Genomic DNA, 24,075 nt, shown 5'->3' on the forward strand with positions numbered 1-24,075 from the left:
TCACCTGCCGGGGCTTTCGCAAAAGGACCAATCCGCACATGGTTTCCCGCGTTATTCCCGTCGACAGCTTTGACTTCGTCCTGTTCGGGGCGACCGGTGATCTGGCCAAGCGCAAGATCCTGCCCAGCCTGTTCCACCGTTTTCAGATCGGCCAGTTTGGTGACAACAGCCGGATCATTGGTGCCTCGCGCAGCCAGATGGACCGCGCGGGCTTTCAGGACCATGTGCGCGACGCGCTGGAAACCTATGGTGGGGCCACCGATAAGGAAGCCATCGCAGGGTTCCTCGACCTGCTGGATTACACGCCGGTAGACGCCAAAGGCGACGGCGGCTGGGACGTGCTGAAATCCATGCTGCGCGAGGGCGAAATCCGCGCCTTTTACTTGTCAGTTGCGCCCAGCCTGTTTGGCGACATTGCCAGCCGACTGAAATCCACCGGCTGCGCGGATGATGACAGCCGCATTGTGGTCGAAAAGCCCTTTGGTCACGACCTTGCCTCGGCACAGGCGCTGAACACCGCCCTGCGCGCGCATTTCCGCGAAGGTCAGATCTACCGCATTGACCACTATCTGGGCAAAGAAACCGTGCAGAACCTGATGGCCCTGCGCTTTGCCAATTCGCTGTTTGAACCCCTGTGGAATTCTTCTCACATCGACCATGTGCAGATCACCGTGGCTGAAACCGTCTCGACCGAGGGGCGCGGTGGCTACTACGACCAGTCGGGCGCCATGCGCGATATGGTGCAGAACCACCTGATGCAGCTTCTGTGCCTGACCGCGATGGAGCCGCCGTCGAAATTCTCGCCCAATGCGGTACGCAACGAGAAACTGAAAGTGATCGAGGCGCTGGAGCCGGTGCAGCCGGAAAACATCGTCCGTGGCCAGTACCGCGAAAGCGCAGCAGGCGGCGACAGCTACCGCGACCACGCAGGCAACCCCGACAGCCGCACCGAAAGCTATGTTGCGATGAAGGTCGAGGTATCGAACTGGCGTTGGGCGGGCACACCCTTCTACCTGCGCACCGGCAAATGCCTGCGCACCCGAGAAAGCGAAATTGCCGTTTTCTTCCGCAAGCCACCGCACAATATCTTTGGCGAAGACAACGAACTTGACGCCAATATGCTGGTCATTCGCCTGCAACCGGATGAAGGCATTGAACTGCGCACCACCATCAAAGACCCCGGTCCGGGCGGCATGCGCCTGACGGGGGCCAATCTGGACATGACTTTCGCCGACAGCCTGCCCGACAGCGGCAGCCAGGACGCCTATGAACGGCTGATCATGGATGTGATCCGCGGCAACCAAACCCTGTTCATGCGCGGCGATGAGGTCGAGGCCGCCTGGGCCTGGGCCGATCCGATCATTCACGCCTGGGAAGAAAGCGGCCAGGCCCCACAACAATACGACCAGGGCGGCTCCGGCCCCGATGACTCGCTTCTTCTGATGCACCGCGACGACCGTCGCTGGCGCCCGATCGAAGCCTGATCGCCCTTCCCTCCTTCTCCCCTATGACGAGGCTCAAGCCATGACGCTCAACGCCACCATCGCCGCCGTCACCGAACGGATCATCACCCGCTCTGCGCCCACGCGCAGCGCCTATCTGGACCGTATGCGGTCTGCCGCCTCCAAAGGCCCCGCGCGCGCACATCTGAGCTGCTCTGGCCAGGCCCACGCCTATGCCGCCGCAGGCGAAGATCAGGTCACCCTTGCCACTGGCAATGCCGGCCACCTTGGCATTGTAACCGCCTATAACGACATGCTCTCGGCGCATCAGCCGTTCGAGGACTACCCGCAGAAAATCAAAGCCGCCGTCCGCGAAATCGGTGGCACCGCGCAGGTCGCCGGTGGCGTGCCCGCCATGTGTGATGGCATCACCCAGGGCGAAGCCGGCATGGAGCTGTCGCTGTTTTCCCGCGATGCCATCGCAATGAGCGTCGGCGTGGCCCTGTCGCACAATGTGTTTGACGCCGCCGTCTATCTGGGCGTCTGTGACAAGATCGTCCCCGGCCTGATCATCGCCGCCCAGACCTTTGGCCACCTGCCATCGGTGTTCATCCCAGCTGGCCCGATGACCTCGGGCCTGTCCAACGACGAAAAGGCCATGACCCGCCAGAAATTCGCCAAGGGCGAGGTGGGCCGCGATGAGCTTTTGAAGGCAGAGATGGCCGCCTACCACGGCCCCGGCACCTGTACCTTCTATGGCACCGCAAACACCAACCAGATGCTGATGGAGTTCATGGGCCTGCACCTGCCCTCGTCGTCCTTCGTCAACCCCGGCACAGACCTGCGCGAAGCCCTGACCCGCGAAGGTGCCAAACGGGCGCTGTCGCTGTCGGCGCTTGGCAATGACTACACGCCAGTCTGCGACGTTCTGGACGAGAAAGCCTTCGTCAATGGCATCGTCGGCCTGATGGCCACCGGCGGCTCCACCAACCTGCTGATCCACCTGATCGCCATGGCACGCGCGGGCGGGATTATCCTTGACTGGCAGGACTTTGCGGAACTCTCTGACGTGGTGCCCCTCTTGGCGCGGGTCTACCCCAACGGTCTGGCGGATGTGAACCACTTCCACGCTGCGGGCGGTCTGGGCTTCATGATCCGCGAACTGCTGGGCGCGGGCTACCTGCACCCCGACACCAAAACCGTCGCCGGTGGCGGTCTGGGCGAATATCTGATGGAACCCTTCTACGAAGGTGGCAGCCTGACGTGGAAAGAGGGCACCGAAAAATCCCTCAACGAGGCGATCCTGCGCCCCGCCACCGAACCGTTTCAGGAAACAGGCGGCCTTGCGCGCCTGACCGGGAACCTTGGCACCGGGGTCATGAAGGTTTCGGCTGTGGCCGAGGAAAACCGCACGGTTGAAGCCCCTGTGCGCGTCTTCCACGATCAGGACGAGGCCAAAGCCGCCTTCAAAGCCGGTGAGCTGAACGAAGGCGATGTGGTCATCGTGGTCCGCTTCCAAGGCCCCAAGGCCAATGGCATGCCAGAGCTGCACTCCATGACGCCTTTCCTGTCGATCATGCAGGGCCGCGGCCAGAAAGTGGCGCTGGTCACCGACGGGCGCATGTCCGGCGCATCCGGCAAGGTGCCCTCGGCCATCCACGTGGTGCCCGAGGCGCTGGATGGTGGCCCGATTGCCAAACTGCAGGACGGCGACCTTGTGCGTGTTGACGCGACAACCGGCCAACTGGAGGTGCTGACCGAAGGCGTGATGGACCGTGCGCCCGTGACCGCCGACCTGTCCTCTTATCAGCATGGCGTCGGCCGCGAGCTGTTTGCAATGTTCCGCGCTAACGTGACCTCTGCCGACACCGGCGCAACCGTATTCGGAGTTTGATCCATGTCGATTACCCCTCAGGAAGCTTCCCGCAAGGCCCGCGAAATCTGCGAACTGGCCCCGATTGTGCCGGTTCTGGTTGTTCATGACGTGGCCCATGCCCGCCCGCTGGCCGAAGCACTGGTCGCCGGTGGCCTGCCTGCCCTCGAGGTGACCCTGCGCACCCCCGCAGCCCTCGATGTGATCCGCGAGATGGCGCAGGTCGAAGGCGGCGTTGTTGGTGCTGGCACCCTTGTCACCCCCGCCGATGTTCAGGCCGCTGTTGAGGCTGGCGCGAAATTCGGCGTCTCTCCCGGCGCAACGCCAAAACTGCTGGACGCCGCCGAAGAGGCAGGCCTGCCGATGCTGCCGGGTGCGGCCACCGCCTCCGAGGCCATGGCGCTGCTGGAACGCGGATACGATATGCTGAAGTTCTTCCCGGCCGAAGCCTCGGGTGGTGCCCCTGCGCTCAAAGCCATTGGCGCGCCCCTGCCGCAGATCAAATTCTGCCCCACCGGCGGCGTCAGCCCCAAGAACGCGCCCGATTATCTGGGCCTGTCCAATGTGGTCTGCGCCGGCGGGTCCTGGGTTGCGCCCGGCGATCTGGTCAAGGCAGGTGACTGGGCGGGCATTGAGGCCCTGGCCCGCGACGCCAGCCAGCTGCCGCGCTAGGGACCGGACCCGCAAATCGCGCCAAGCTTCTGTCAATTTGTGCCAGATGGCACTTTCTGCCCCGCCTCCCCCTTGAGGCGGGGTATTTTTTTCCAATCTAAGAGAGACCCCAGGCCAGCAAGAAAACGAGGCATCCATGGCACAAACAGAGCGGTTCCCCTTTGTCAAAGGCCTCAAGGCAGGCTGTGCCTTGCTGAAGATCTCTCCTGAACGGGTCATGCGCCGCGCAGGCCTACCGCTCGACCTTTTGGAAAATGAAAGACGCGGGATCACCGGCGAACAGCTCTTCAACAGCTGGGAAGCAACTTTTGCCGAGATCGACAGCCCGGATGCCGTTATGGAAATGGCCAAGGCAGCGGCGCGCAGCCCGTTCAAACCGGCCCTTCTGGCATTTTCCTGTTCGCCCAATGTGTCCACGGGTCTGGAACGTCCGAACACATTCAAACCATTGGTGGCCCCCGTACAAATCCGCACCACCCGCGAAGCCGACCGTTTGGTTGTGGATGTCACCAGCACCATGGCGCATTGCCCGATCCCGCATTCGGTCTGCGCTTTTGAACTGGTGTTCTTCCTCGAACTGTTCCGCGCCTGTACCGCCCATCACATGATCCCGCTGCGCGTCGCCCTGCCCGGAACGCACGCCAATATCGACAAGCTAGAGGCCTTTGTTGGCTGCCCGATCGACCATGGGGCCACCCTGTCGTTTGAGCTCGCCCCCGAAGATGCCGACCGTCGTCTTTTGTCCGAAGCCGAAGACCTTTGGCCCGGTTTCGAAAAAGAACTGCGCCGCCAGATGATGGATTGGCGCGGCAGCCAGCCGACGAGTGCGCGGGTGAAGTCGGCACTGCTGGAGCTTCTGCCCTCGGGCCATGCAACCGCGGATGCGGTCTGCCGCGAGCTCTTGATGTCCAAGCGCAGCCTCTACCGCCATTTGGCCCGTGAAAACATCACCTTCCAAGCCATCCTCGATGAAACCCGGACCGAGCTTTCGCTGCACTATCTGAAGAATGACGAGATCACAGTGGACGAGATTTCCTATCTCCTCGCCTACTCGGATCCGAACTCTTTCTACCGTGCGTTCCGCAACTGGACCGGCATGACCCCAATGCAGGCGCGCGAACGTATTGCCACGGGGCAGTTGGATTCGGGCGGATTGGCAACCCCGACCTAAGCACAACAGACACCCAAGGGGCCGTATTGGCGGGTTTCTGCCGTGTTCCCTCAGCCCCTCTGCCACCTTGGCCGCTTCTGCATGAACAATGGCACGGATTGTTTTTGAAAGCGGCCGCTGAAGACCTATTTTTCCTATTGTCGCTGATTTAAATCGGCGCTCCCGAGTTCTTCGCTTGGGGACCGAAATTTTTTCAGACCTGCAGGCATCGGCCCTTCGCCGCCCGCGCACCAGCGGACGGCGTCCTACCCAACAGGAGACTGCATCATGAGCATCACATTGAAATTGAACGGCAAGACCCACGAGGTCGACGCCGAGCCAGGCACCCCCCTTCTGTGGGTGATCCGGGACGAACTGAAACTGACCGGCACCAAATTTGGCTGCGGCGTTGCCTCTTGTGGCGCCTGCACTGTGCACCTGAACGGCGAACCCGTCCGCTCCTGCCAGACCTTCATCGAAGACGTTGAAGACGCCGAAGTCACCACCATTGAAAAAATGGAAGAAGACAAAGTCGGCGCGGCTGTCCAGCAAGCCTGGATGGAACTGGACGTTGTTCAGTGCGGCTACTGCCAGTCCGGCCAGATCATGAACGCTGTCGGCCTCTTGAAAGAGAACGCAAAGCCCTCCGCCGAGGAAATCGACGAAGCCATGTATGGCAACGCCTGCCGCTGCGCGACCTACCAGCGCATCCGGGCCGGTGTTCAACGCGCAGCTGAAATTCTGGAGGCTTGAAGCAGATGACCATTAACACATCCCGCCGCGGCTTTCTGCAGGGTGCAGCCGCATCCGGCGCAGCGCTCTACATCGGTGCAACCGCCAATGGCGCCATGGCAGCCTCTGGCTCTGCCGATGCCATGCTCAACAACTTCGTCAAAATCGGTGCCGACGGCCGCGCGATCGCGATCTGTAAGCACGTGGAATTCGGCCAGGGCTCTGCCACCGGTCTGACCACGCTGATCGCCGAAGAGCTGGGCGTCACCATGGAGCAGATCGACTACGAATTTGCCCCCTCCAACCCCGCGATTTACAACAACCTGCTGTTCGGTCCCTTCCAGGGCACCGGTGGCTCCACCGCGATTGCGAACTCCTTCCCGCAGTATCGCAACGCCGGTGCCGCCGCGCGCGAGATGCTGATCTCTGCCGCCGCCAAAGAATGGGGTGTTGAGGCCTCCGCGCTGGACATCGTCGAAGGCATGGTCACTGGTGCAGGCAAATCTGCCCCTATGGGTGAGTTTGTTGCGGCAGCCGCTGAAATGGAGGTTCCCGCAGAGCCCCGCCTGCGTGACGCGTCCGAGTGGAAACTGATCGGCAACGCCCAGACCCGCCGTCTGGACAGCCCGGCCAAAGTGAACGGCACCGCCATGTTCGCCATGGACGTTCAGCTGGACAACCAGATGGTTGTCATGGTCCGCCGCACGCCACAGCGCGGTGGCACCGTTGTGTCCTTTGATGACAGCGCCTCCAAAGAGGTCAAAGGCTTCATCATGGCGCAGGCGCTCCCGACCGGTCACGGTGTTGCGGTTTACGCCGAAAACACCTGGGCTGCGATGCAGGCGCGCAATGCGCTTGAGGTCGAATGGGATCTGTCTGCCGCAGAAACCCGCTCCTCGGCGGAAATCAAAGACGAAATCATGGCTGCTCTGAACACCGAGCCGACCTATAACGTCAACAAAGCCGACCGCGCTGCCGTGAAATCCTCCGTGGATGGCGCCGCACAGGTGATCGAGAAGACCTTCTACTTCCCGCTCCTGGCCCACGCACCGATGGAGCCGCTGAACTGCACTATCGAGCAGACCGCCGACGGCGACATCGTCCTGCACGACGGCGCACAGATGCCAACCGGCCCGCATATGGCCTATCAGCAGATCTTTGAACTGCCTGCTGAGAAGATCCAGATCAAATCCATGCTCGCCGGTGGTTCCTTCGGCCGTCGCGCAACACCGGATGCGGACTATCAGGTCGAAGCCGGTCTGGCCTTCATCATGACGGACCGTTCCCGCCCGGTGAAACTGGTTTGGGACCGCGAAGATGACATCCGTGGTGGCTACTACCGCCCCGCCGCAGGCCACAAGGTCCGCGTGGGTCTGGACGAAAACGGCACAATCGTCGGCTGGGATCACCAGGTTGCGGGTCAGTCCATCATGAAAGGCACTGCGTTTGAATCCTTCGCGGTACATGATGGCATCGACCACTCCACCGTTGAAGGCATTGCCGACAGCCCCTACACCATTCCTGGTCAGGCGCTGGGTCTTACCGACACCGAAAAAGCGACCTCGGTTCTGTGGTGGCGTTCTGTGGGTCACACCCACACAGCTTATGTCATGGAAGTGATGATGGATCTGGCGGCCAAAGCGGCTGGCAAAGATCCCGTGGACTTCCGTCTGGACTATCTCGCAGCCGAAGGCGACGCAGCGCGCAAAGCGGGCGTTCTAAAGCTGGCGGCGGAAAAAGCAGGCTGGGGCAATCCAGCAGCGGGCCGCGCCCAGGGCATCGCGGTTCATAAGTCGTTCGGCTCCTACGTGGCGATCGTTGCGGAAATCTCCGGCAACAACGATGACGGCATCGTGATTGAGAAGATCACCGCAGCCGTGGATTGCGGCATCGCCGTGAACCCCGACACTGTGGTTGCTCAGCTCGAAGGGGCAGTTGGCTACGGCATCGGTCACGCCATGCGCGATCAGATCACTCTGGACGGCGGTGCGGTGGAACAGTCCAACTTCCCGGACTATGAGCCGCTGCGCATCTCTGACATCAAAGCGATCGAGACCCACATCGTGGCCTCTGCTGAAGCGCCCACCGGCATGGGCGAACCGGGCACCCCGCCGTCCGCACCGGCACTGGCGAACGCCATTGCATCGCTGCTCGACAGCAGCGACATGCTGGCAGAGCTGCCAATGGCGGAAGCAGGCGTCTACTTCGCCTGATTGGTCTGACAGAGACACATTTGAAAGGGGCCCGTTTCAGGGCCCCTTTTTCATTTGCCTGCCTGACGGCCCTGTAGCGGCCAATCCAGATCAGCAGGCAAGGCGTGCTCTGCCAAAAGGCGGGCGTTGACCATATCATTTGCATCGGCACGTGCCGTGGCATCCTGTTTGGTCAACCCATGGTCCAGCCAGCGCTGAACCAACCTGCGCCGCAGTTCGGCGTCAGCGACATTGAGCCGGATCGCAACATCCCAAAAAGCCCGCAAGTCGCGCCAGCCCGGCTGATCAAACAGCAGATAGTTTCCTTCCAGCACCACTGTGTCACACTCTGCCGCGACCTCACCAGCGCCTGCCACGGCCAGATCGCGCGCGCGATCAAACAGCGGGTAGATCACCTGCGGGTCCTGCCGAAGCCGCGCGACCAAATGGCTCAGACCTTGGAGATCAAACGTGTCTGGTGCCCCTTTTCGGGCCCGCAGATCGCGGGCGTCCAACAATCGGTTGTCCAGATGAAACCCATCCATGGGAACCACTTGTGCCCGACGCCCCGCTGCCGTCAGCGCGCGGGCCAGACGGTCGGCCAATGTGCTCTTGCCACTGCCCGGCGCCCCCGCCAAAGCGACCAGCGCCCGCCGCCCTTTGGGAAGGCGCGGCAGGACCAGTTCGGCAAGGGCGCGTGTCATGCGCCTTCCATCTCTGCCTCTGGAACTTTCGCGCCGGTCATATAGGCCACGGCGTCCGCCATCTCGTGTTGTTTCGGGTCAATCACACAGAGACGACGGCCAAGGCGGTGCACATGGATGCGGTCCGCTACCTCGAACACATGGGGCATATTATGACTGATCAGAATGATTGGAATGCCACGCGATTTCACATCCAGGATCAGCTCCAGCACCTTGCGGCTTTCCTTTACCCCCAGCGCGGCTGTGGGTTCATCAAGGATGATCACCTTGGAGCCAAAGGCCGCAGCCCGCGCCACCGCGACGCCCTGACGTTGCCCACCCGACAGCGTTTCCACCGCCTGATTGATGTTCTGGATCGTCATCAACCCCAGTTCCGACAACTTGTCGCGGGCGATCTTCTCCATCTTTGGGCGGTCCAACTGGCGCAGGTACTTCCCGCGCCAACCGGGGCGACGCAATTCGCGGCCCATGAACATATTGTCGGCAATCGACAGCGCGGGCGACATGGCAAGGGTCTGGTAGACCGTCTCGATCCCCGCTTCGCGCGCCTCAATCGGGGAGGCAAACTGGATCGGTTTCCCCTCCAGCTCTACCGTGCCTTCGTCCGGTGTAACCGCCCCCGAAATGGCCTTGATCAGCGTGGATTTACCCGCGCCATTGTCGCCAATCACAGCAAGGATTTCGCCCGGCATCAGGTCAAAATCACAATGATCCAGTGCCGTGACCTTGCCATAGCGTTTGACGAGCCCGCGTGCTTTCAAAATCGGTTCCATCAGACAGACACCTTTCTGATCCATTGGTCCACAGCGACGGCGGCAATGATGAGCACACCAATCAGCAGATAGGTCCATTGCGCATCGGCGCCCAGCAAACGCAGGCCAAGCGTGAAGACACCCACAATCAGCGCCCCAAAAAACGTGCCCAGGATCGACCCGCGACCGCCAAACAACGAGATGCCACCAATCACCACAGCGGTGATGCTTTCAATATTGGCCAGCTGCCCCGAAGTCGGCGAGACCGAGCCGATCCGCCCAATCAGCGCCCAGCCCGCAAAGGCACAGATCAGCCCCGACAGCATATAGACGGAAATCAGCGTGCGGTTGACGTTGACACCGGCCAGTTCGGCCGCTTCCGGGTCATCCCCCACCGCATAGACATGCCGCCCCCACGCCGTGTGACGCAGCACATAGGCCAGCACCAGCACAAGAAGCACCATAAAGATCACGCCATAGGTAAAGACCGCACCGCCCACTTTGAACTTTTCGCCAAAGAACTGCAGGAAGGCCGCGTTTGCTGCAATGTCCTGACTGCGGATGGTCTCATTCGCGGAATAGAGGAAGTTCGACGCCAGAACGATCTGCCACATGCCAAGGGTGACAATGAAGGGCGGCAGCTTCATCCGCGCAATCAGCCAGCCATTGATATAGCCGCATAGGGTGCCGCAGATCAGGCCGCAGGCCACCCCCATCACAGGCGGCAAACCGTACCGAAAGGTAAACTGCCCCATCACCACCGAACTCAGCACCATGATCGCGCCGACCGACAGGTCAATGCCCGCCGTGAGGATCACCACAGACTGGGCGCAGGCCACAATGCCGACGATCCCCACCTGTTGCAGGATCAAGGTCATCGCAAAGGGCGAAAAGAACTTGGATCCGAGCAGCAGCCCAAAGATCGCGATGGACATCAAAAGCACGATCAACGGCACCAAGGACGGTGTCACATGCAAAGCGTGCTGGAATTTCTGAATAAAACTGGATTGGCCCTGATCAAATTCGGCCACATGTTGTGGGCTGTCTGCGGCGGCAGCCTCGAAGCTCTGCACAGGTGAGCTTGGGGGGGTAGACATGGGGGGTCTCCGGAGTGTCTACGACCGGTTCGGCAACGGGGCGGATCACAGATCCAACCGATGCCTCAGTCTTGCGAAAAGGAACAGGGGCGACGGCTGGGCCGCCCCTGCGAATAGCCCAAGAGGATTAACCCCAGCAGAGGTTCGTGCCCTCGGCGGTGTCAATGCTGTCAACGCCCGGTGCGGGCTTGTCGGTGACCAGTGCAACGCCTGTGTCAAAGAACGCTTTGCCCGGTGTCGGTTCCGGTTTCACACCGCTGTCGGCCCAGGTCTTGATCGCTTCAACGCCAAGGGACGCCATCAGCAGCGGATACTGCTGCGAGGTGGCGCCGATCACGCCTTCTTTCACGTTCTGCACGCCGGGGCAGCCGCCATCGACAGAGACAATCAGCACGTCATTTTCGCGACCGATTGCCTTCAGCGCCTCATAAGCGCCTGCGGCAGCGGGTTCGTTGATGGTGTAGACCACATTGATAAAGGGATCTTTGGCCAGAAGGTTCTCCATCGCCTTGCGGCCGCCTTCCTCGTTGCCAGCAGTCACGTCGTGACCGACAATGCGGGCATCATCTTCGTCACCCCATTTGCCGGGATCTTTGATGTCGATGCCGAAGCCAGTCAGAAAGCCCTGATCGCGCAGCACGCCGACAGATGGTTGGCTCACGGCCAGATCCAGCATGCCGATTTTCGCATTGGCCGCATCATCGCCAAGTGCCGCTGCGGCCCATTTGCCGATCAGCTCGCCCGCCAGAAAGTTGTCGGTTGCAAAAGTCGCATCCGCCGCATCGATCGGTTCAAGCGGGGTATCCAGCGCGATGACCACCAGACCAGCGTCCCGCGCCTGCTGAACGGCGGGCACAATGGAAGATGTGTCCGATGCGGTAATCAGAATGCCCTTGGCGCCATCGGCAATGCAGGTTTCAATCGCGGCAACTTGGGTTTCGTGGTCGCCATCGACCTTACCAGCGAAGGACTTGAGCGTCATACCCAGCTCATTTGCCTTGGCGGTCGCCCCCTCTTTCATTTTCACAAAGAAAGGGTTGGTGTCGGTTTTGGTGATCAGGCATGCGGTGACCTTATCGTCAGCCTGCGCCATGCCAGCCGTCAGCGCCACGCCTGCAAGCGTGGTCAAAAGAAATTTCTTCATGGTTCTCCTCCCAAAGAGCGGCGCGAGTCTTCTCAACCCGCACTCAAGCACAGGCTAGGATTGCAATTGCCTCCCTGTCAATAAATAACTCAACTTGATTTATTAACTCTGAGCGGGCAGTCTCACAGGAATTACCCTTGTTTTGCGGAGCCTGTGAGATGACCGAAGCGCGGACCTATTCCAGTGGTGCCAGTCAAAGCGAACTGCGCAACCACAACGAAAGGTTGATTCTCACGATTTTGCAACGCGAAGGCGCCATGGCCGGCAGCGATCTGGCGCGGCTCACCGGGCTGTCGCCACAGACCACTTCGGTGATCCTGCGCAAACTGGAACATGACGCGCTTTTGGCCCGCGGCGAGACGCAGAAAGGGCGCGTCGGCAAGCCCTCGGTGCCGATGGGCATCAATCCCGAGGGGCTGTTTTCCTTTGGCGTCAAAATCGGACGCCGCAGCAGTGAACTGGCCCTGATCAACTTCAATGGCGAAATTCAGGATCAGAGGCAGCTGCACTACCCTTTCCCCCGCCCGGAAGAGGTCTTTGGCTTTCTGGCGCAGGGGCTGCAGGAACTGACCAATACCCTTCCCCACGGCCGTCAGGACCGCATTGCCGGGATTGGGGTCGGCATGGCCTTTGACATCTGGCGCTGGCATCAGCAAATCGGTGCGCCACGCGCAAGTCTGGAAAGCTGGCGTGAATTGGACCTGAACGCGGAAATGGCGCGCATATCCGATTTGCCTGTCTTCAGTGTCAATGATGCCACCGCCGCCTGCCGGGCCGAACATATGCTGGGCGGCGGCAAGGCGTGGCGGGACTATGTGTATTTCTACATTGGCTCGTTTCTTGGCGGTGGAATTGTCCTGAACAATTCGGTCTATGAAGGCGGGCGCGGCAATGCAGGGGCTTTGGGCCCCCTGCCCGTGACGCGCCCGGATGGACCGGAAGGGCGGCTGCTGGATTTGGCGTCGCTCACGATTTTGGAACAGGATCTGGGGCAGAACGGCCAGGACCCGCGTGCGCTTTGGGATCAACCCGGCGACTGGTCCGAATTCGAGGCTCAGCTAGCCCCCTGGATCGAGGCCTGCGCCGCAGGTTTGGCTCGGGGTGCACTGGCGTCATGCGCCGTGATTGATTTTGAAGCCGTTGTGATAGACGGTGCCTTCCCCGAAGCAGTGCGCCGCCGTGTGGTCGAACGCACAAGGTCCATCCTGCCCTCCTTGGACGCGCGCGGGCTAATCCTACCCGAAGTGGCCGAAGGCCAAATCGGGGCTGATGCCCGTGTGCTGGGCGCCGCCACAAAACCGATCATCGCGCAATATTTCCTCGACAATCACGCCGGGCTTGCGGCCTGATCATAGATGTTTCCGCCAAGAAGCATTTGACCTTCGCCGTCCCACGTGGCTGAGTGTCGCGCGACGGAAGACAGCCCGTGTAAAAAGGGCAAACGAGGGGTGCAGGACATGCTTGATTTTGGAACTTTGCTGCCGCTTCTGGCGGTGGCCGCGGCGTCAGGTGTTGTCGGCGGCGTGCTGGCTGGGCTGTTGGGCGTTGGCGGCGGCATTGTCATTGTTCCTGCGCTTTACTTTGCCCTGTCTCTCAGCGGGATGGACCCGGCACTGACCATGCAGGTGGCGGTGGGGACATCACTGGCGACAATCGTCTTCACCTCGCTGTCGTCCAGCTGGGGGCATTACCAGAAGGGCGCGATTGACATGGGGCTTCTCCGTCTCTGGGCGCCAGCGATCCTTGTGGGCGTGGGCATCGGCGGGATCCTGGGCGGTGTCGTGTCCGGCTACGTGCTGATGGCGGTCTTTGCCACAGTGGCGCTGGCAGTGGCCATCGACATGGTGTTGCGCAAACCAAAGACCGAGGTCGCAGCGCGCAGCTTTTCGCGCCCGGTCTGGGCCGGTCTGGGTGTCTTTGCCGGTGGCGTCTCCGCCATGATGGGGATTGGCGGCGGCACGGTCTGTGTGCCAGCGCTCAGCTTCCTTGGGTATGACATCCGCAAGGCCGTGGGCACTTCAGCGGCGATTGGTTTTGTCATCGGCCTGCCCGGCGCGCTGATCTATATGGCCACGGGGCTTGGCACCGAAGGGCTGCCGCCGTTTTCGTTCGGATATGTGAACCTGCTCTTGGCGGCGGTGATCATCCCATTGTCGACCACCTTTGCCCGCGTCGGCGTGAAGATCGCACATGCCATCCCGCCGCGGGCGCTGAAGCTGTGCTTTGGCCTGTTCCTTGCCATCACCTCGCTGCGGATGTTTGCCGACCTCTTTGGCGTGGTTTAAGGGCGGTCTACCGGCAGGCCGGACGGCACGCTGTCGGGCACGCCAAAAGGCGGGTTGGTGACGCTGTCCGTACCGGTGAGGCTATGGAGGAAGGCCACAAGCGACGCGATCTCCGCATCGGTCCGCGCCGGGATAAAGATATCCCGCTTGGCGGCTTGACGCGTCATTTCGAACCGGTCATTGCGCACCATAAAGTCCACCGGTTGCAGCCACGGCACCTCTGGCAGGATCGGCATGTCGGTGGTCCAGTCCGCCCGCGCGGCGTCGGGGTCAAGGTGATGGCGGATCATCTCCTCGAGCGTGCGATACGCGCCATTGTGGCCGTAAGGCGCTGTCAGCGCGATATTTCTAAGCGCAGGTGTTTTAAACCGATAGGCATCCTCCAGCGCATCGCTTTCGCCCATACGGCCCACATCGCGGGCAATCAGATCAAATTTACGCGTGCGCCCGGGGCCAAAGGCTGGAAGGCCAAGGGCGTGGAATTTCAGGTCCGAGAACCGCGCGCCCGCGTGGCATCCCGAACAGCCTGCCGCTCCAAAGAACAGCTCTGCACCCGCCCGCGCCTGCCCGCTCAGCGCGTCTGTGTCACCTGCAAGGAAAGCATCAAAGGGACTGTCAAAACTGCGAAATTCCAAAGACATAAACGCCGCCAAAGAATTGGCAATTTCAACAATCGTGACCTCTTCGGGTTTGCTGATGTGATCAAAGGCCGCGACAAACATCGGGCCATACTCCGCGTTGACGCGCACCCGTTTGGCGATGATCGGCCAGCCCTTGTCGATCCGGTCAAACACCGCGCCCGCGACCTCGTTTTCCTCGGTGCCACCGGCCATTTCGCGCTCGGACGCCATCGGGAACAGGGCCTGGGCGGCGAGGACAGAGTTGAGCCCCGGCGGCAGCCATTCCTCGGCGGGCGTATTGAAGCCATTGCCATAGATCGGATCGCGGGAGATGCGGCCGTCATGCATGACCACATGGACCTCGGACGCGCCCAAATTCCACAGCGCCGGCGCATTGCGCGGCACCCGGCGTTCAATGCGGCTGTGGCCTGTGCCGCCGGTGCGTGTGGGGCCCAGCCCGACACCGCCTTCACCAATGCCAAGCGATGTCCCATCGGACGAGCCAAAGGCGGGGTGATGGCAGGTTGCGCAGCTGATATTTCTGTTCCCGGACAGGATTTTATCATAAAACAGCAACTGACCAATGGCCGCCTGTTTGGCGTCGACGGGGAGGAAATCCGCAGGCCCAAGCGCCGGGGGATACTCCGTCGCCAGCGCAGGTGCCGCCATGCACGCCCCAAGGAGGAGACCCACCCAATGCGCACGCTGTTGACCGCTGCCGTTCTGACCCTTGCGCCGCTTGCTGCGACCGCCGAGATTGAGGTGGCCCGCGACCTGATGGAGGCCGGAGACTACAAGGCGGCTTATGATGCGTTTCTGCCCGCCGCCAAATCCGGCAATGCCGACGCGGAAGAGCTGATCGGCGTGCTCTATGCCCTTGGACTGGGTGTGGAACGCGACGATGAACGCGCGTTTGAGTGGTACCTGCGCAGCGCCATGAAGGGGCATCCGGGTGCGCAATCTGGCGTTGGCTGGTACTACGAGGTTGGACGTGGCCTGCCCGCCCCGGACCTGACCCGTGCTTACATGTGGTACACGCTGTCCGCGATCGGCGGCGACCCGGATGCGGCGATCAGCCTGGAAGAGGTGGTCAAAAAGATGACCCCGGCGCAGATTGAAAAAGCGCATATCCTTGTCTCCGATTACAAGGGCTGGATGTACCCGTTCCACTGAACGGAACATTTGGCAAAAGGGAGAAAGGCGGGTGTTGGATCAGCGAGAGCGGCGATCCGGCACCTCGAGGTCATAGACCAGAATGCCGTCCGCTCCCCCGGTACACAGCGCGCACAGCCGCGCACCAAGCGCACGATGGGTTGGGTGTTCGGCGTATTCCGCTAAGGCATCCGCATCCCGGAAGCGGAGCACGAACCCGTGGCTGTAGCCTTGTGTTTTCTGTTCAAAATCGCGGTTCGGGCCGAATTCGGCACTCAAACAGCGCCGCAGGCTCATGGCAAAATCGCGCAGCTCTGACAAAATGGCCTGCCGCTGGGCGGCTGTCGCCGCATCCGAGAAATTGCAGAATACACAATGCAGGATCATACCTGCGCCTCCCCTTCCCTCACGTTCCTCCCCGAACGTATAGGAAAAGGGCCGCCGCGCAATGCGACGGCCCCCGTTTTTTACGAGACCTTAGTTCAGGTCTTTTGCCAGATCGGCACCAATTTCAGCTTCGGCTTCGGCAACGGCCTCTGTCAGCGCAGTGAAGATTTCATCACCGCGGGACACATTGGACTTGAACCAGTCGTAAACCGGCGTTGCGGCCTCTTTGAAGGCTGCTTTTTGCGCCGGTGTCGGCACATAAAGATCACCACCGCCTGCGACGAATTCTTCGTAAGCTGCAATGGACTTACGCTTCGGGGACGCAAAAGTTGCCTGCTGCAGGGCGTAGAAGCCGTCCACAACCACGCGGCGCATGTCTTCGGGCATCGCCATGAAGTTCTGGTTGGACATCCACCACATTGCGCCCATGTAGGCGTGGCCGTCGAGGGTGACATACTTCAGGCCGGCATCGGGGAATTTCATGCCCATGATGTCGGTGATGCCGTTCTTGGAGCCTTCAACAACGCCAGTCTGGAAGGAGGTGAAGAGTTCCGGCCACGGGATCGGGGTCGGCGATGCCCCTAGCGCTTTGACGAGTTCCTGCGGCAGGTCGGCAACCACGGTGCGAATCTTCAGACCTTCCATGTCCGAAGGCTCTGCGATGCGGCGTTTGGTGTTGGCGAAGTTGCGCCAGCCGCCGGTGTTGCCGATGGTCATCAGACGGATGGTGTCGCCGGAATCTTCCAACGCCATGTCACGCATTGTGCGGGTGAATTCGCCGGACAGGACGGATTCTGCGATCCGGTCATCAGACATCAAATAGGGCAGATCCATAACCTGCACATAGGGGAACAGGCCCGCTGCACCCGAGGAGGTGGACACAAAGACGTCAATGGAGCCGTCCGCCACGCCTTGCAGACACTCTGCGCCGTTGGAGCACAGCTGGGTGCCGATGAACAGCTCAACCTCGATCGCGCCGTTGGAGGCCGCTTCGACGTAGTTTTTGAACACAACGAGACCGTCATAGTCTTCGTCGTTTTCGTTGGAGTTTGCGGTGGCACGGATCTTGTAGTCCGCAGCCGTCGCAGCAGTCAGCGCGGTGCCTGCCATCATGGCCGCCAGTGCGGCGGTTTTCAAAGCCTTTTTGAGCATGGTTTTCCTCCCTTAAGCTCTTCTTCTTAGTTCACGAACCCGGTGATGCGCGGGATCGTCATGGAAATGGCTGGAATGAAAGTGATCAGGAAAATCACAATGATTTCAACAGCCAAAAACGGCAAAATTGCACGTGCAATCGTCGTAACCCGTTCACCGGACACAGCTGACGCAACGAAAAGCACCAGTCCCATGGGCGGTGTGGCCAGACCAACGGTCAGGTTGACACACATGATGATTGCGAAATGCACAGAGTCGACGCCAAGGCTGGTGAACACCGGCCCCAAAATCGGCCCCAGAATAATGATGGCCGGGCCCGCATCGAGGAACATACCGACCACGAACAACAAGAGGTTGATCAGGAACAGCAGCAGAAGCGGGTTCTCGGTCAGGGTCAGGATGAACTCTGCCAGATGCTCGGGCGCGTGCGACAGCGACACCACGGTCTTGAAGGACATCGCCGCGCCAACCAGCAGCAGCACCACGGCCGAGGTCAGACCGGCGCGCGCCAGCACGTCAGGCAGTTCGGACACCCGCAGGGTCTTCAGCACAAACAGACCAATCACCAGCGCGTATGCCACAGCAATTGCCGCTGCCTCGGTTGGTGTAAAGATGCCCGCAAGGATACCACCCAGAATGATGACGGGTGTCATCAGCGGGAAGAACGCCTTGAGGCTCGCCTGACCGCGTTCACCCCAAGTGTAGCGGCGCGAAGCGACCGGGAAGTCGTAGCGGTCTGCCATCACCTTGACCATGAACATCAGGCCAAGGCCAACCATGACACCAGGCACAATGCCCGCAAGGAACAGCGCCGCGACGCTTTCGCCCATGACGTAAGCGTAGATGATCATAATGCCCGAGGGCGGAATGATCGGACCAATCACGGAGCTGGCCGCGGTGATCGCAGCGGCGAATTTACGGGAATAGCCCTGCTTCTCCATCGCCGGGATCAGCATCGACCCCAGAGCGGATGTGTCTGCCACAGCCGACCCCGAAAGACCCGCAAACAGCATCGACGACAGCACGTTCACATGCGCCAGACCACCGCGCAGGTGGCCCATCAGGGCTTGGGCAAATTCGACCAGCCGCAGGGTGATGCCACCGCGGTTCATCAGCTCGCCTGCGAGCATAAAGAACGGGATCGCCATCAGCGGGAAGCTGTCCATCCCGTTGTAAAGGTTGCGGTACAGCAGCGTGATGTCGCGCTCTTGGCCGTTCAGCCACAACAGGAAGCCGGGCGCGGCCAGCAGGCCAAAGAACACCGGCAGGCCGATCATCAGAAGGACCAGAAAGACAGGAAGGAACCAGATCAGCATTATTCAGCACCTCCGACTTCGGCTGCATCAAGAGACGGCAGGGCATCATCCCCACCCAGAAGCGAGACGATCCGGTGCAGGATCAGTTCAATATTCACAAGGATCAGCAGCGCGATGCCGACCAGAAGGGACCACATCATCCACGACCGTGGCACGCGGTACCAGTCGTCAAAGCCAAAGGATGTGGGCACATAAAGCGATGCGGTGGCGAAACGGCCGCCAATGCCGGTGACTTCCTTATAGCCGATCTGCACACCCACGGTCAGAACCGTGAGCGAGACCGCCAGCAGGAACAGCATCAGGACGCTGAAGGCGCGTTTCGGGAGCGCCGCTGTCACAGTGTCAATCGCAGCAAAACCGCCCTGACGGAACGCGGTGGGCGCCATCAGACCGGTCATCCAAAGCATGCAGAAACGCGCCGCCTCGTCTGGCCAAGGGAGCGCGTTGTTCAGAACATAGCGGAAAAAGACCTGCACAAGGATCGCAACAACCATCGCGGCCACGGCCACGACTCCGATCCACCTGCCAATTCGCAGCAGCGTGCCATTCACCCAATACAGCAGTGTCACCACCGCCATCAGTGCCTTCATATTGTCTTCCTCCCACGGCCCCGGCCCTGCCTGATCACAGCATGGGCCACTCCGCACAGTATTTTTCTCTTTCGCCACCCCCGCCAAGACCTGGCGGGAGCGGCGTGTTTAGGTGGCCCTTTTGCGGATCACAATCCCCGATTGGCACCAGTGTTCGCGTCTGGAACCAAAGGGTTGGATCACGGGCTTCTCAACGGGATCAGCTGCCGGTGAATTGGCCGATCTGACCTTTGAAAAAGGCCAGCGCGTCTCCCTCTTCGCGCATTTCCGCCCGGTTTACGGTGCCCAGAACAATGGTGTGATCACCACCGTCATAGACAGCCTTCCGGGTGCATTCGAAACGCGCCAGGCAGTTTTCAAGGACCGGCACACCTTCGGCATTTTTGGCCAGATCCATGGACCGCAGGCCATAGACGTCTTTGGCCACCTGCCAGCACAGATCGCTCTGCTCGGTTGCCAGCACGTGGATGGCGTAATGTTCGGCCGCATCGAAATAGGGGAAACGGCGCGAATTGCGGTCGGGCGACCACAGAACCATCGGCGGTGTCAGCGACACGGAGGAAAAGCTGTTGGCGGTGATCGCCACCACACCCTCGGGCGTGTTGGCGGTCACGATGGTCACCCCGGTTGCGAAACGCCCAAAGGCGTCGCGCAACAGGCGGGTGTTGCTTTCATCCGGTACAAAGGCAGTGCTGCTGTTTGGCATATCCAGTCCCATGTCAGTGCTCTCCCTTAGGGAACCTCGGTGCCCAGAGCCGCCTCATAGAGGAGGTACCAGGTTTCGCGGTCCAGCTCGACTTTCAGCGCATCGGAGATCTTCTTGATGCGGTCGATATTGTTGGTGCCCAGAACCGGCAGGATTTTCGCCGGGTGACGCAGCAGGAAGGCCACGGCCACAGCGGCGCGGTCCACACCTTGGGCGGCGGCGATGGTGTCCAGACGGGTTGCAAGTTCACTGTCCCCGGTCATCAGGCTGCCACCACCAAGCGGGGACCACGCCATCAGCGCGTCGCCATTTTTCTGGTGGAAGGCCAGATCGCCATTGGTGAAGGGGGAAATCTCGCCCAGCGAAATCTCGATCTGGTTGGTCGCCAGTTTGGTCGACATCGCAGATTGCAGCAGATCCCAGTCATAGGGGCGGAAGTTCGACACGCCGACGGATTTGACCTTGCCAGATTTGACCAGATCATCCAGCGTCGCGCCGGTCTCATGATGGTCCATCAGCGGGTCCGGGCGGTGGATCAGCAAGAGGTCAATCTGCTCGATGCCCATCTCGGTCAGCGAGGTTTCAACCGACTTCTCAATGTGGGCCCGAGAAGTGTCGTAGTATTTGACCTTCGCGTCAGAATAGCGACCGCAGGGCGCGACGATGTCGCATTTGGTCACGATTTCCATCTTCTCGCGCAGGGACGGGTTGGCCTTCAGCGCGCCGCCAAGGATCGCTTCGGCACCGTAGTCGCCGTAGATATCCGCTTGGTCAAAGGTAGTGATGCCTTGTTCAAGGCAGGCGTTGATCTTGGCTTCAACGGTGGCGGGCGACGTGTCTTCCACGTCCCCAATGCGCCACATGCCATAGACAAGGCGGCTGAAATCCAGATCGTCGTTTAGTTTAATACGGTCCATTAGCGGCGAACTCCTACGCCAAGGGGTGTTTCCGGGGTGCTTGCGGGCACGCGGCCATAGGCCTCGGGCAGCGAGCATGTTTTCAGGTTCGGCAGAATGCGGGCGCCGAAATGTTTGGCTTCCTCGAGGTGGGGATAGCCAGAGAAGATAAAGGCGCGCATGCCCATCTTCTGGTATTCTTCGATCTTGGACATGACCTGATCAGTCGAGCCAACCAGCGCCGCACCACAGCCAGAGCGCGCACGGCCAACGCCGGTCCAGAGGTTCGGCTCGATGTAGCCGAAGTCATCCGCGTTGTCGCGGTTTTTCGCCTGATGGCTGACGCCAAGGGATTTTGCATCCAGCGCGCGTTCGCGGATCGCGGTGCCCTGCTCATCATCCAGTTTGGAGACGATGTATTCGGCGTATTCTTTCGCCTCGGCCTCGGTGTCGCGCACGATCATGTGGACGCGCAGACCGTAGTCCAGCGTGCGGTCGTATTTCTCGGCGACCGCGTTGACGGCTTTCATCCGGCCTGCCAGCTCTTCTTTTTTCTCCGGCCACATCAGGTAGACGTCGCAGTGCTGACCACACAGCTCCAGCGCATCGGGGGAGTAGCCACCAAAATACAGCAGCGGGCCGCCGGTCTGATAGGGGCGCACGGGGTCGGTTGTCAGACCTTTGAAGTTATAAACTTCGCCTTCGTAGTTGATCTCGTCCTGAGTCCAGGCCTGCTTCAGGATCTCCACCACTTCGCGGGAGCGCTGGTAGCGGTAGGGGCTGGGCTCTTTCTGACCGGGGAAGTCAGAGGAGATGATATTGACGGTCAGGCGACCTTCGAGCATGTGGTCGAGCGTCGCCAGCGTGCGTGCCAGCATGATCGGTTGCATTTCGCCGCAGCGCACAGCCGCCAGAAGGTTGATCTTGTCGGTGATCGGCGCACAGCCGGACACAAAGGACAGCGTGTCCTGACCCACCTGATAGGAGGACGGGCACAGAATGTTGCGGAAGCCTTGCTTTTCGGCCTCTTTCACGATGTTTGAACAATGCGCCCAGGAAGACCGCAGATCCCCATCCGGCACACCCAGAAACTGGTAGTCATCCGAGCACAGCGCAGCGAACCAGGACACCTCAGCGGCGTCAAGATCAGGGGATGTAATAGGGACGACGGTCATAATGTTGCTCTCCTGCCGAGTCTTGCAATTTCTTCTTGCGTAGCAGCAGAATTAAAGTACATCAATGGTGCATCAATTTTTTTCCGCACAAAAAACGGGCGACCCCGGACCGCTTATGGACAAAGACAGTAATACTGATCCTGCCGCCGTCGAGGCAGGACTTGACACGCGGCAGCAAGAAAGCCTGCACAGCGGCGTTCAGGGCGGCATCCAAGGCGCACCCACCGCGCTGCCCATTTACATGCAGATTTCAGAGTTTCTGATCCGGGAAATCGCCGCTGGCCGTCTGGTCGACGGCGAACGCCTGCCGCCCGAACGGGAGCTCGCAAAGAGCCACGGAACCACCGTGCGCACCCTGCGCAAGGCCCTGTCCGAGCTCGAGAAAAAAGGCCTTCTGGAACGGGTTCAGGGATCGGGCAACTATGTGCGCGCCAGCACCGCCCCCGAAAGCATCTATGCGATGTTCCGGCTGGAGCTGACTACTGGCGGCGGCCTGCCAACCGCAGACATCCTGTCAGCAGCAGAGGCCGCAAAACCCAGCGACCTGCCCAATTTCGGCACCTCGGACCGCGGCTTTCGGTTCCGCCGCCTGCGCTATTTGAACCGCGTTCCAATCGCGGTCGAGGAAATCTGGCTGGATTGCGACGCGGGGTCACTGGACCTCGGCGACATGTCCGATTCGCTTTACCGGAGCTATCAGCTGCAACTTGGCCTGCGAATCTTACGCGCCGAAGACCGCGTTGGCATTGGCTCTGTGCCCGAATGGGCCCCGAACACCTTTGGCAAGGCGCCCCACGCGCCTGTCGGATATATCGAACGCTTCAGCTGGGCCGATGGACCGGTGCCGGTGGAGTTTTCGCGCACCTGGTATGACACAGACAAAGCACTTTATGTGCAACGACTGATTTAGGAGAAAGACGTGTCCAAAATCACCAATTACGGCATCATCGGCTGCGGCATGATGGGCCAGGAACACCTGCGCAATATCGCACTTCTGGACGGCACCCGCGTGTCGGCGATCTTTGAACCCGATGCGGGCATGGTGGCCGAATGCAAAAAATTCGCCCCCGAGGCCGAATATGTCGACAGCGTAGAGGCGCTGCTGGAGGTTGCGGATCTGGATTGTATCCTGATCGCCAGCCCCAACTTCCGCCACGTGGAGCAGCTAGAGGCGCTGGCCGCCAAACGCCCCCTGCCCGTTCTGGTCGAAAAGCCGCTGTTCACCGATCCGTCCCATGTTGCGCGCCTGGAAGAGTTCCGCGCCAACTACCCCGCACCGGTCTGGGTGGCGATGGAATATCGCTACATGCCCCCCGTTGCGACCCTGGTGAACGAAGCCGAAGACGCCACCGGCGGCATCAAGATGCTGACCATCCGCGAGCACCGCTTCCCGTTTCTGGAAAAGGTTGGCGACTGGAACCGCTTCAACCGCTACACCGGTGGCACCTTTGTGGAGAAATGCTGCCACTTCTTCGACCTGATGCGCCTGACGCTGAAGGCCGAACCGATCCGCGTTCTCGCATCCGGTGCGATGGATGTGAACCACGTCGATGAGGCTTACGAGGGTGAAACGCCTGATATCCTCGACAATGGTTATGTGATCGTGGATTTCGAAGGCGGCGCGCGCGCGATGCTGGAGCTGTGCATGTTCGCAGAAGGCTCGCGGTATCAGGAAGAGATTTCCGCTGTGGGTCCCAACGGCAAGATCGAAGCGCTGGTGCCCGGACCGGGCCGTTTCTGGCCAGAGCATCTGGGCGAAGCACCCGTGCCGCAGGTCATCGTCTCGCCGCGCGATCCCAAAGGTCCCGAGGTCCGCGACATTCCCGTCGATCCGACCATTCTGGAAGCGGGCGACCACAATGGCTCGACCTTCTACCAGCACAAAGGCTTCCTTGAGCTGGTGCGCGGCGAACGCGACGTGCCCGAAGTGTCCCTGAAAGACGGCCAGCTGGCGGTTCTGATGGGCATGGCGGCGCAGATTTCCATGAAAGAACATCGCGCGGTGGAGCTGAAAGAGCTGATGTAAGCGGCCACACTA

At 60.7% G+C, this 24,075-nt stretch carries 23 protein-coding genes; 11 read left to right on the forward strand and 12 right to left on the reverse strand.

Features of this window, described 5'->3' with window-relative positions:
- Nucleotides 1-38: 38 nt before the first annotated feature.
- The 6 genes from zwf (at nt 39) to TRM7557_RS07710 (ending at nt 8,082) form a co-directional block, all read left to right on the forward strand.
- Complete coding sequence (gene zwf, locus TRM7557_RS07685) at nt 39-1,484, forward strand: glucose-6-phosphate dehydrogenase (protein ID WP_058289635.1); 1,446 nt, start codon at nt 39-41, stop codon at nt 1,482-1,484.
- Nucleotides 1,485-1,524: 40 nt separating this feature from the next.
- Nucleotides 1,525-3,336 carry a phosphogluconate dehydratase gene (gene edd / locus TRM7557_RS07690; RefSeq protein WP_058289636.1) on the forward strand — a complete coding sequence of 604 codons (1,812 nt, stop codon included), beginning with the start codon at nt 1,525-1,527 and terminating at the stop codon, nt 3,334-3,336.
- A gap of 3 nt (nt 3,337-3,339) precedes the next feature.
- A complete protein-coding gene (locus tag TRM7557_RS07695; protein WP_058289637.1) occupies nt 3,340-3,987 on the forward strand; it encodes a bifunctional 4-hydroxy-2-oxoglutarate aldolase/2-dehydro-3-deoxy-phosphogluconate aldolase in 648 nt (215 codons plus the stop codon).
- Between the two features lie 136 nt (nt 3,988-4,123).
- Entirely contained in the window at nt 4,124-5,158 is a 1,035-nt protein-coding gene (locus TRM7557_RS07700) for an AraC family transcriptional regulator (protein WP_058289638.1), read from the forward strand.
- Between the two features lie 267 nt (nt 5,159-5,425).
- Nucleotides 5,426-5,890: a (2Fe-2S)-binding protein gene (locus tag TRM7557_RS07705; RefSeq protein ID WP_058289639.1), complete on the forward strand. Its 465-nt coding sequence runs from the start codon at nt 5,426-5,428 to the stop codon at nt 5,888-5,890.
- Between the two features lie 5 nt (nt 5,891-5,895).
- Complete coding sequence (locus tag TRM7557_RS07710; protein WP_058289640.1) at nt 5,896-8,082, forward strand: xanthine dehydrogenase family protein molybdopterin-binding subunit; 2,187 nt, start codon at nt 5,896-5,898, stop codon at nt 8,080-8,082.
- A 50-nt stretch (nt 8,083-8,132) separates the two neighbouring features.
- Here the strand turns inward: TRM7557_RS07710 and TRM7557_RS07715 are convergent, their stop codons facing one another.
- From TRM7557_RS07715 to TRM7557_RS07730, 4 genes are all read right to left on the reverse strand, one after another.
- Entirely contained in the window at nt 8,133-8,765 is a 633-nt protein-coding gene (locus tag TRM7557_RS07715; protein WP_058289641.1) for a nucleoside/nucleotide kinase family protein, read from the reverse strand.
- Nucleotides 8,762-9,538 (reverse strand): ATP-binding cassette domain-containing protein, encoded by a 777-nt coding sequence (locus tag TRM7557_RS07720; protein ID WP_058289642.1) that lies wholly within the window; start codon nt 9,536-9,538, stop codon nt 8,762-8,764. The genes TRM7557_RS07715 and TRM7557_RS07720 overlap by 4 nt, the downstream gene beginning before the upstream one ends.
- Nucleotides 9,538-10,614 carry an ABC transporter permease gene (locus tag TRM7557_RS07725; RefSeq protein WP_058289643.1) on the reverse strand — a complete coding sequence of 359 codons (1,077 nt, stop codon included), beginning with the start codon at nt 10,612-10,614 and terminating at the stop codon, nt 9,538-9,540. Before TRM7557_RS07725 ends, TRM7557_RS07720 begins: the two co-directional genes overlap by 1 nt.
- Before the next feature lie 127 nt (nt 10,615-10,741).
- Nucleotides 10,742-11,758 (reverse strand): sugar ABC transporter substrate-binding protein, encoded by a 1,017-nt coding sequence (locus TRM7557_RS07730; protein ID WP_058289644.1) that lies wholly within the window; start codon nt 11,756-11,758, stop codon nt 10,742-10,744.
- A gap of 158 nt (nt 11,759-11,916) precedes the next feature.
- Between TRM7557_RS07730 and TRM7557_RS07735 the strand changes: the two genes are divergently transcribed.
- Complete coding sequence (locus tag TRM7557_RS07735) at nt 11,917-13,107, forward strand: ROK family transcriptional regulator (RefSeq protein WP_058289645.1); 1,191 nt, start codon at nt 11,917-11,919, stop codon at nt 13,105-13,107.
- A gap of 108 nt (nt 13,108-13,215) precedes the next feature.
- Nucleotides 13,216-14,043: a sulfite exporter TauE/SafE family protein gene (locus tag TRM7557_RS07740; protein WP_058289646.1), complete on the forward strand. Its 828-nt coding sequence runs from the start codon at nt 13,216-13,218 to the stop codon at nt 14,041-14,043.
- On the opposite strand, the gene TRM7557_RS07745 is transcribed toward TRM7557_RS07740, so the two are convergent.
- Entirely contained in the window at nt 14,040-15,332 is a 1,293-nt protein-coding gene (locus TRM7557_RS07745) for a cytochrome-c peroxidase (protein ID WP_058289647.1), read from the reverse strand. The genes TRM7557_RS07740 and TRM7557_RS07745 overlap by 4 nt on opposite strands.
- A 27-nt stretch (nt 15,333-15,359) precedes the next feature.
- On the opposite strand from TRM7557_RS07745, the gene TRM7557_RS07750 reads away from it, so the two are divergent.
- Nucleotides 15,360-15,836, forward strand: a complete 477-nt coding sequence (locus tag TRM7557_RS07750; RefSeq protein ID WP_058289648.1) for a tetratricopeptide repeat protein — start codon at nt 15,360-15,362, stop codon at nt 15,834-15,836.
- A 39-nt stretch (nt 15,837-15,875) separates the two neighbouring features.
- On the opposite strand, the gene TRM7557_RS07755 is transcribed toward TRM7557_RS07750, so the two are convergent.
- From TRM7557_RS07755 to TRM7557_RS07785, 7 genes are all read right to left on the reverse strand, one after another.
- Entirely contained in the window at nt 15,876-16,202 is a 327-nt protein-coding gene (locus TRM7557_RS07755) for a Dabb family protein (RefSeq protein WP_058289649.1), read from the reverse strand.
- A 90-nt stretch (nt 16,203-16,292) separates the two neighbouring features.
- On the reverse strand, nt 16,293-17,354 hold the full coding sequence (locus TRM7557_RS07760; protein ID WP_058289650.1) for a TRAP transporter substrate-binding protein: 1,062 nt from the start codon (nt 17,352-17,354) through the stop codon (nt 16,293-16,295).
- A gap of 26 nt (nt 17,355-17,380) precedes the next feature.
- Entirely contained in the window at nt 17,381-18,670 is a 1,290-nt protein-coding gene (locus TRM7557_RS07765) for a TRAP transporter large permease (protein ID WP_058289651.1), read from the reverse strand.
- The gene (locus TRM7557_RS07770) at nt 18,670-19,260 is read right to left on the reverse strand and encodes a TRAP transporter small permease (RefSeq protein WP_058289652.1); all 591 of its coding nucleotides are present in this window, start codon (nt 19,258-19,260) and stop codon (nt 18,670-18,672) included. The genes TRM7557_RS07765 and TRM7557_RS07770 overlap by 1 nt, the downstream gene beginning before the upstream one ends.
- A 199-nt stretch (nt 19,261-19,459) precedes the next feature.
- On the reverse strand, nt 19,460-19,978 hold the full coding sequence (locus TRM7557_RS07775) for a flavin reductase family protein (protein ID WP_058289653.1): 519 nt from the start codon (nt 19,976-19,978) through the stop codon (nt 19,460-19,462).
- A 14-nt stretch (nt 19,979-19,992) separates the two neighbouring features.
- Entirely contained in the window at nt 19,993-20,883 is an 891-nt protein-coding gene (locus tag TRM7557_RS07780) for an aldo/keto reductase (RefSeq protein ID WP_058289654.1), read from the reverse strand.
- Entirely contained in the window at nt 20,883-22,037 is a 1,155-nt protein-coding gene (locus tag TRM7557_RS07785; protein ID WP_058289655.1) for an LLM class flavin-dependent oxidoreductase, read from the reverse strand. Before TRM7557_RS07785 ends, TRM7557_RS07780 begins: the two co-directional genes overlap by 1 nt.
- A gap of 241 nt (nt 22,038-22,278) precedes the next feature.
- Here TRM7557_RS07785 and TRM7557_RS07790 point away from each other — a divergent pair, with 241 nt between their 5' ends.
- Nucleotides 22,279-22,947: a GntR family transcriptional regulator gene (locus tag TRM7557_RS07790; RefSeq protein ID WP_058289731.1), complete on the forward strand. Its 669-nt coding sequence runs from the start codon at nt 22,279-22,281 to the stop codon at nt 22,945-22,947.
- A 9-nt stretch (nt 22,948-22,956) separates the two neighbouring features.
- Complete coding sequence (locus tag TRM7557_RS07795) at nt 22,957-24,063, forward strand: Gfo/Idh/MocA family protein (protein ID WP_058289656.1); 1,107 nt, start codon at nt 22,957-22,959, stop codon at nt 24,061-24,063.
- The last annotated feature ends 12 nt before the right edge of the window (nt 24,064-24,075 follow it).

The sequence above is a fragment of the Tritonibacter multivorans genome (assembly GCF_001458415.1).
Taxonomy (GTDB): Bacteria; Pseudomonadota; Alphaproteobacteria; order Rhodobacterales; family Rhodobacteraceae; genus Epibacterium; species Epibacterium multivorans.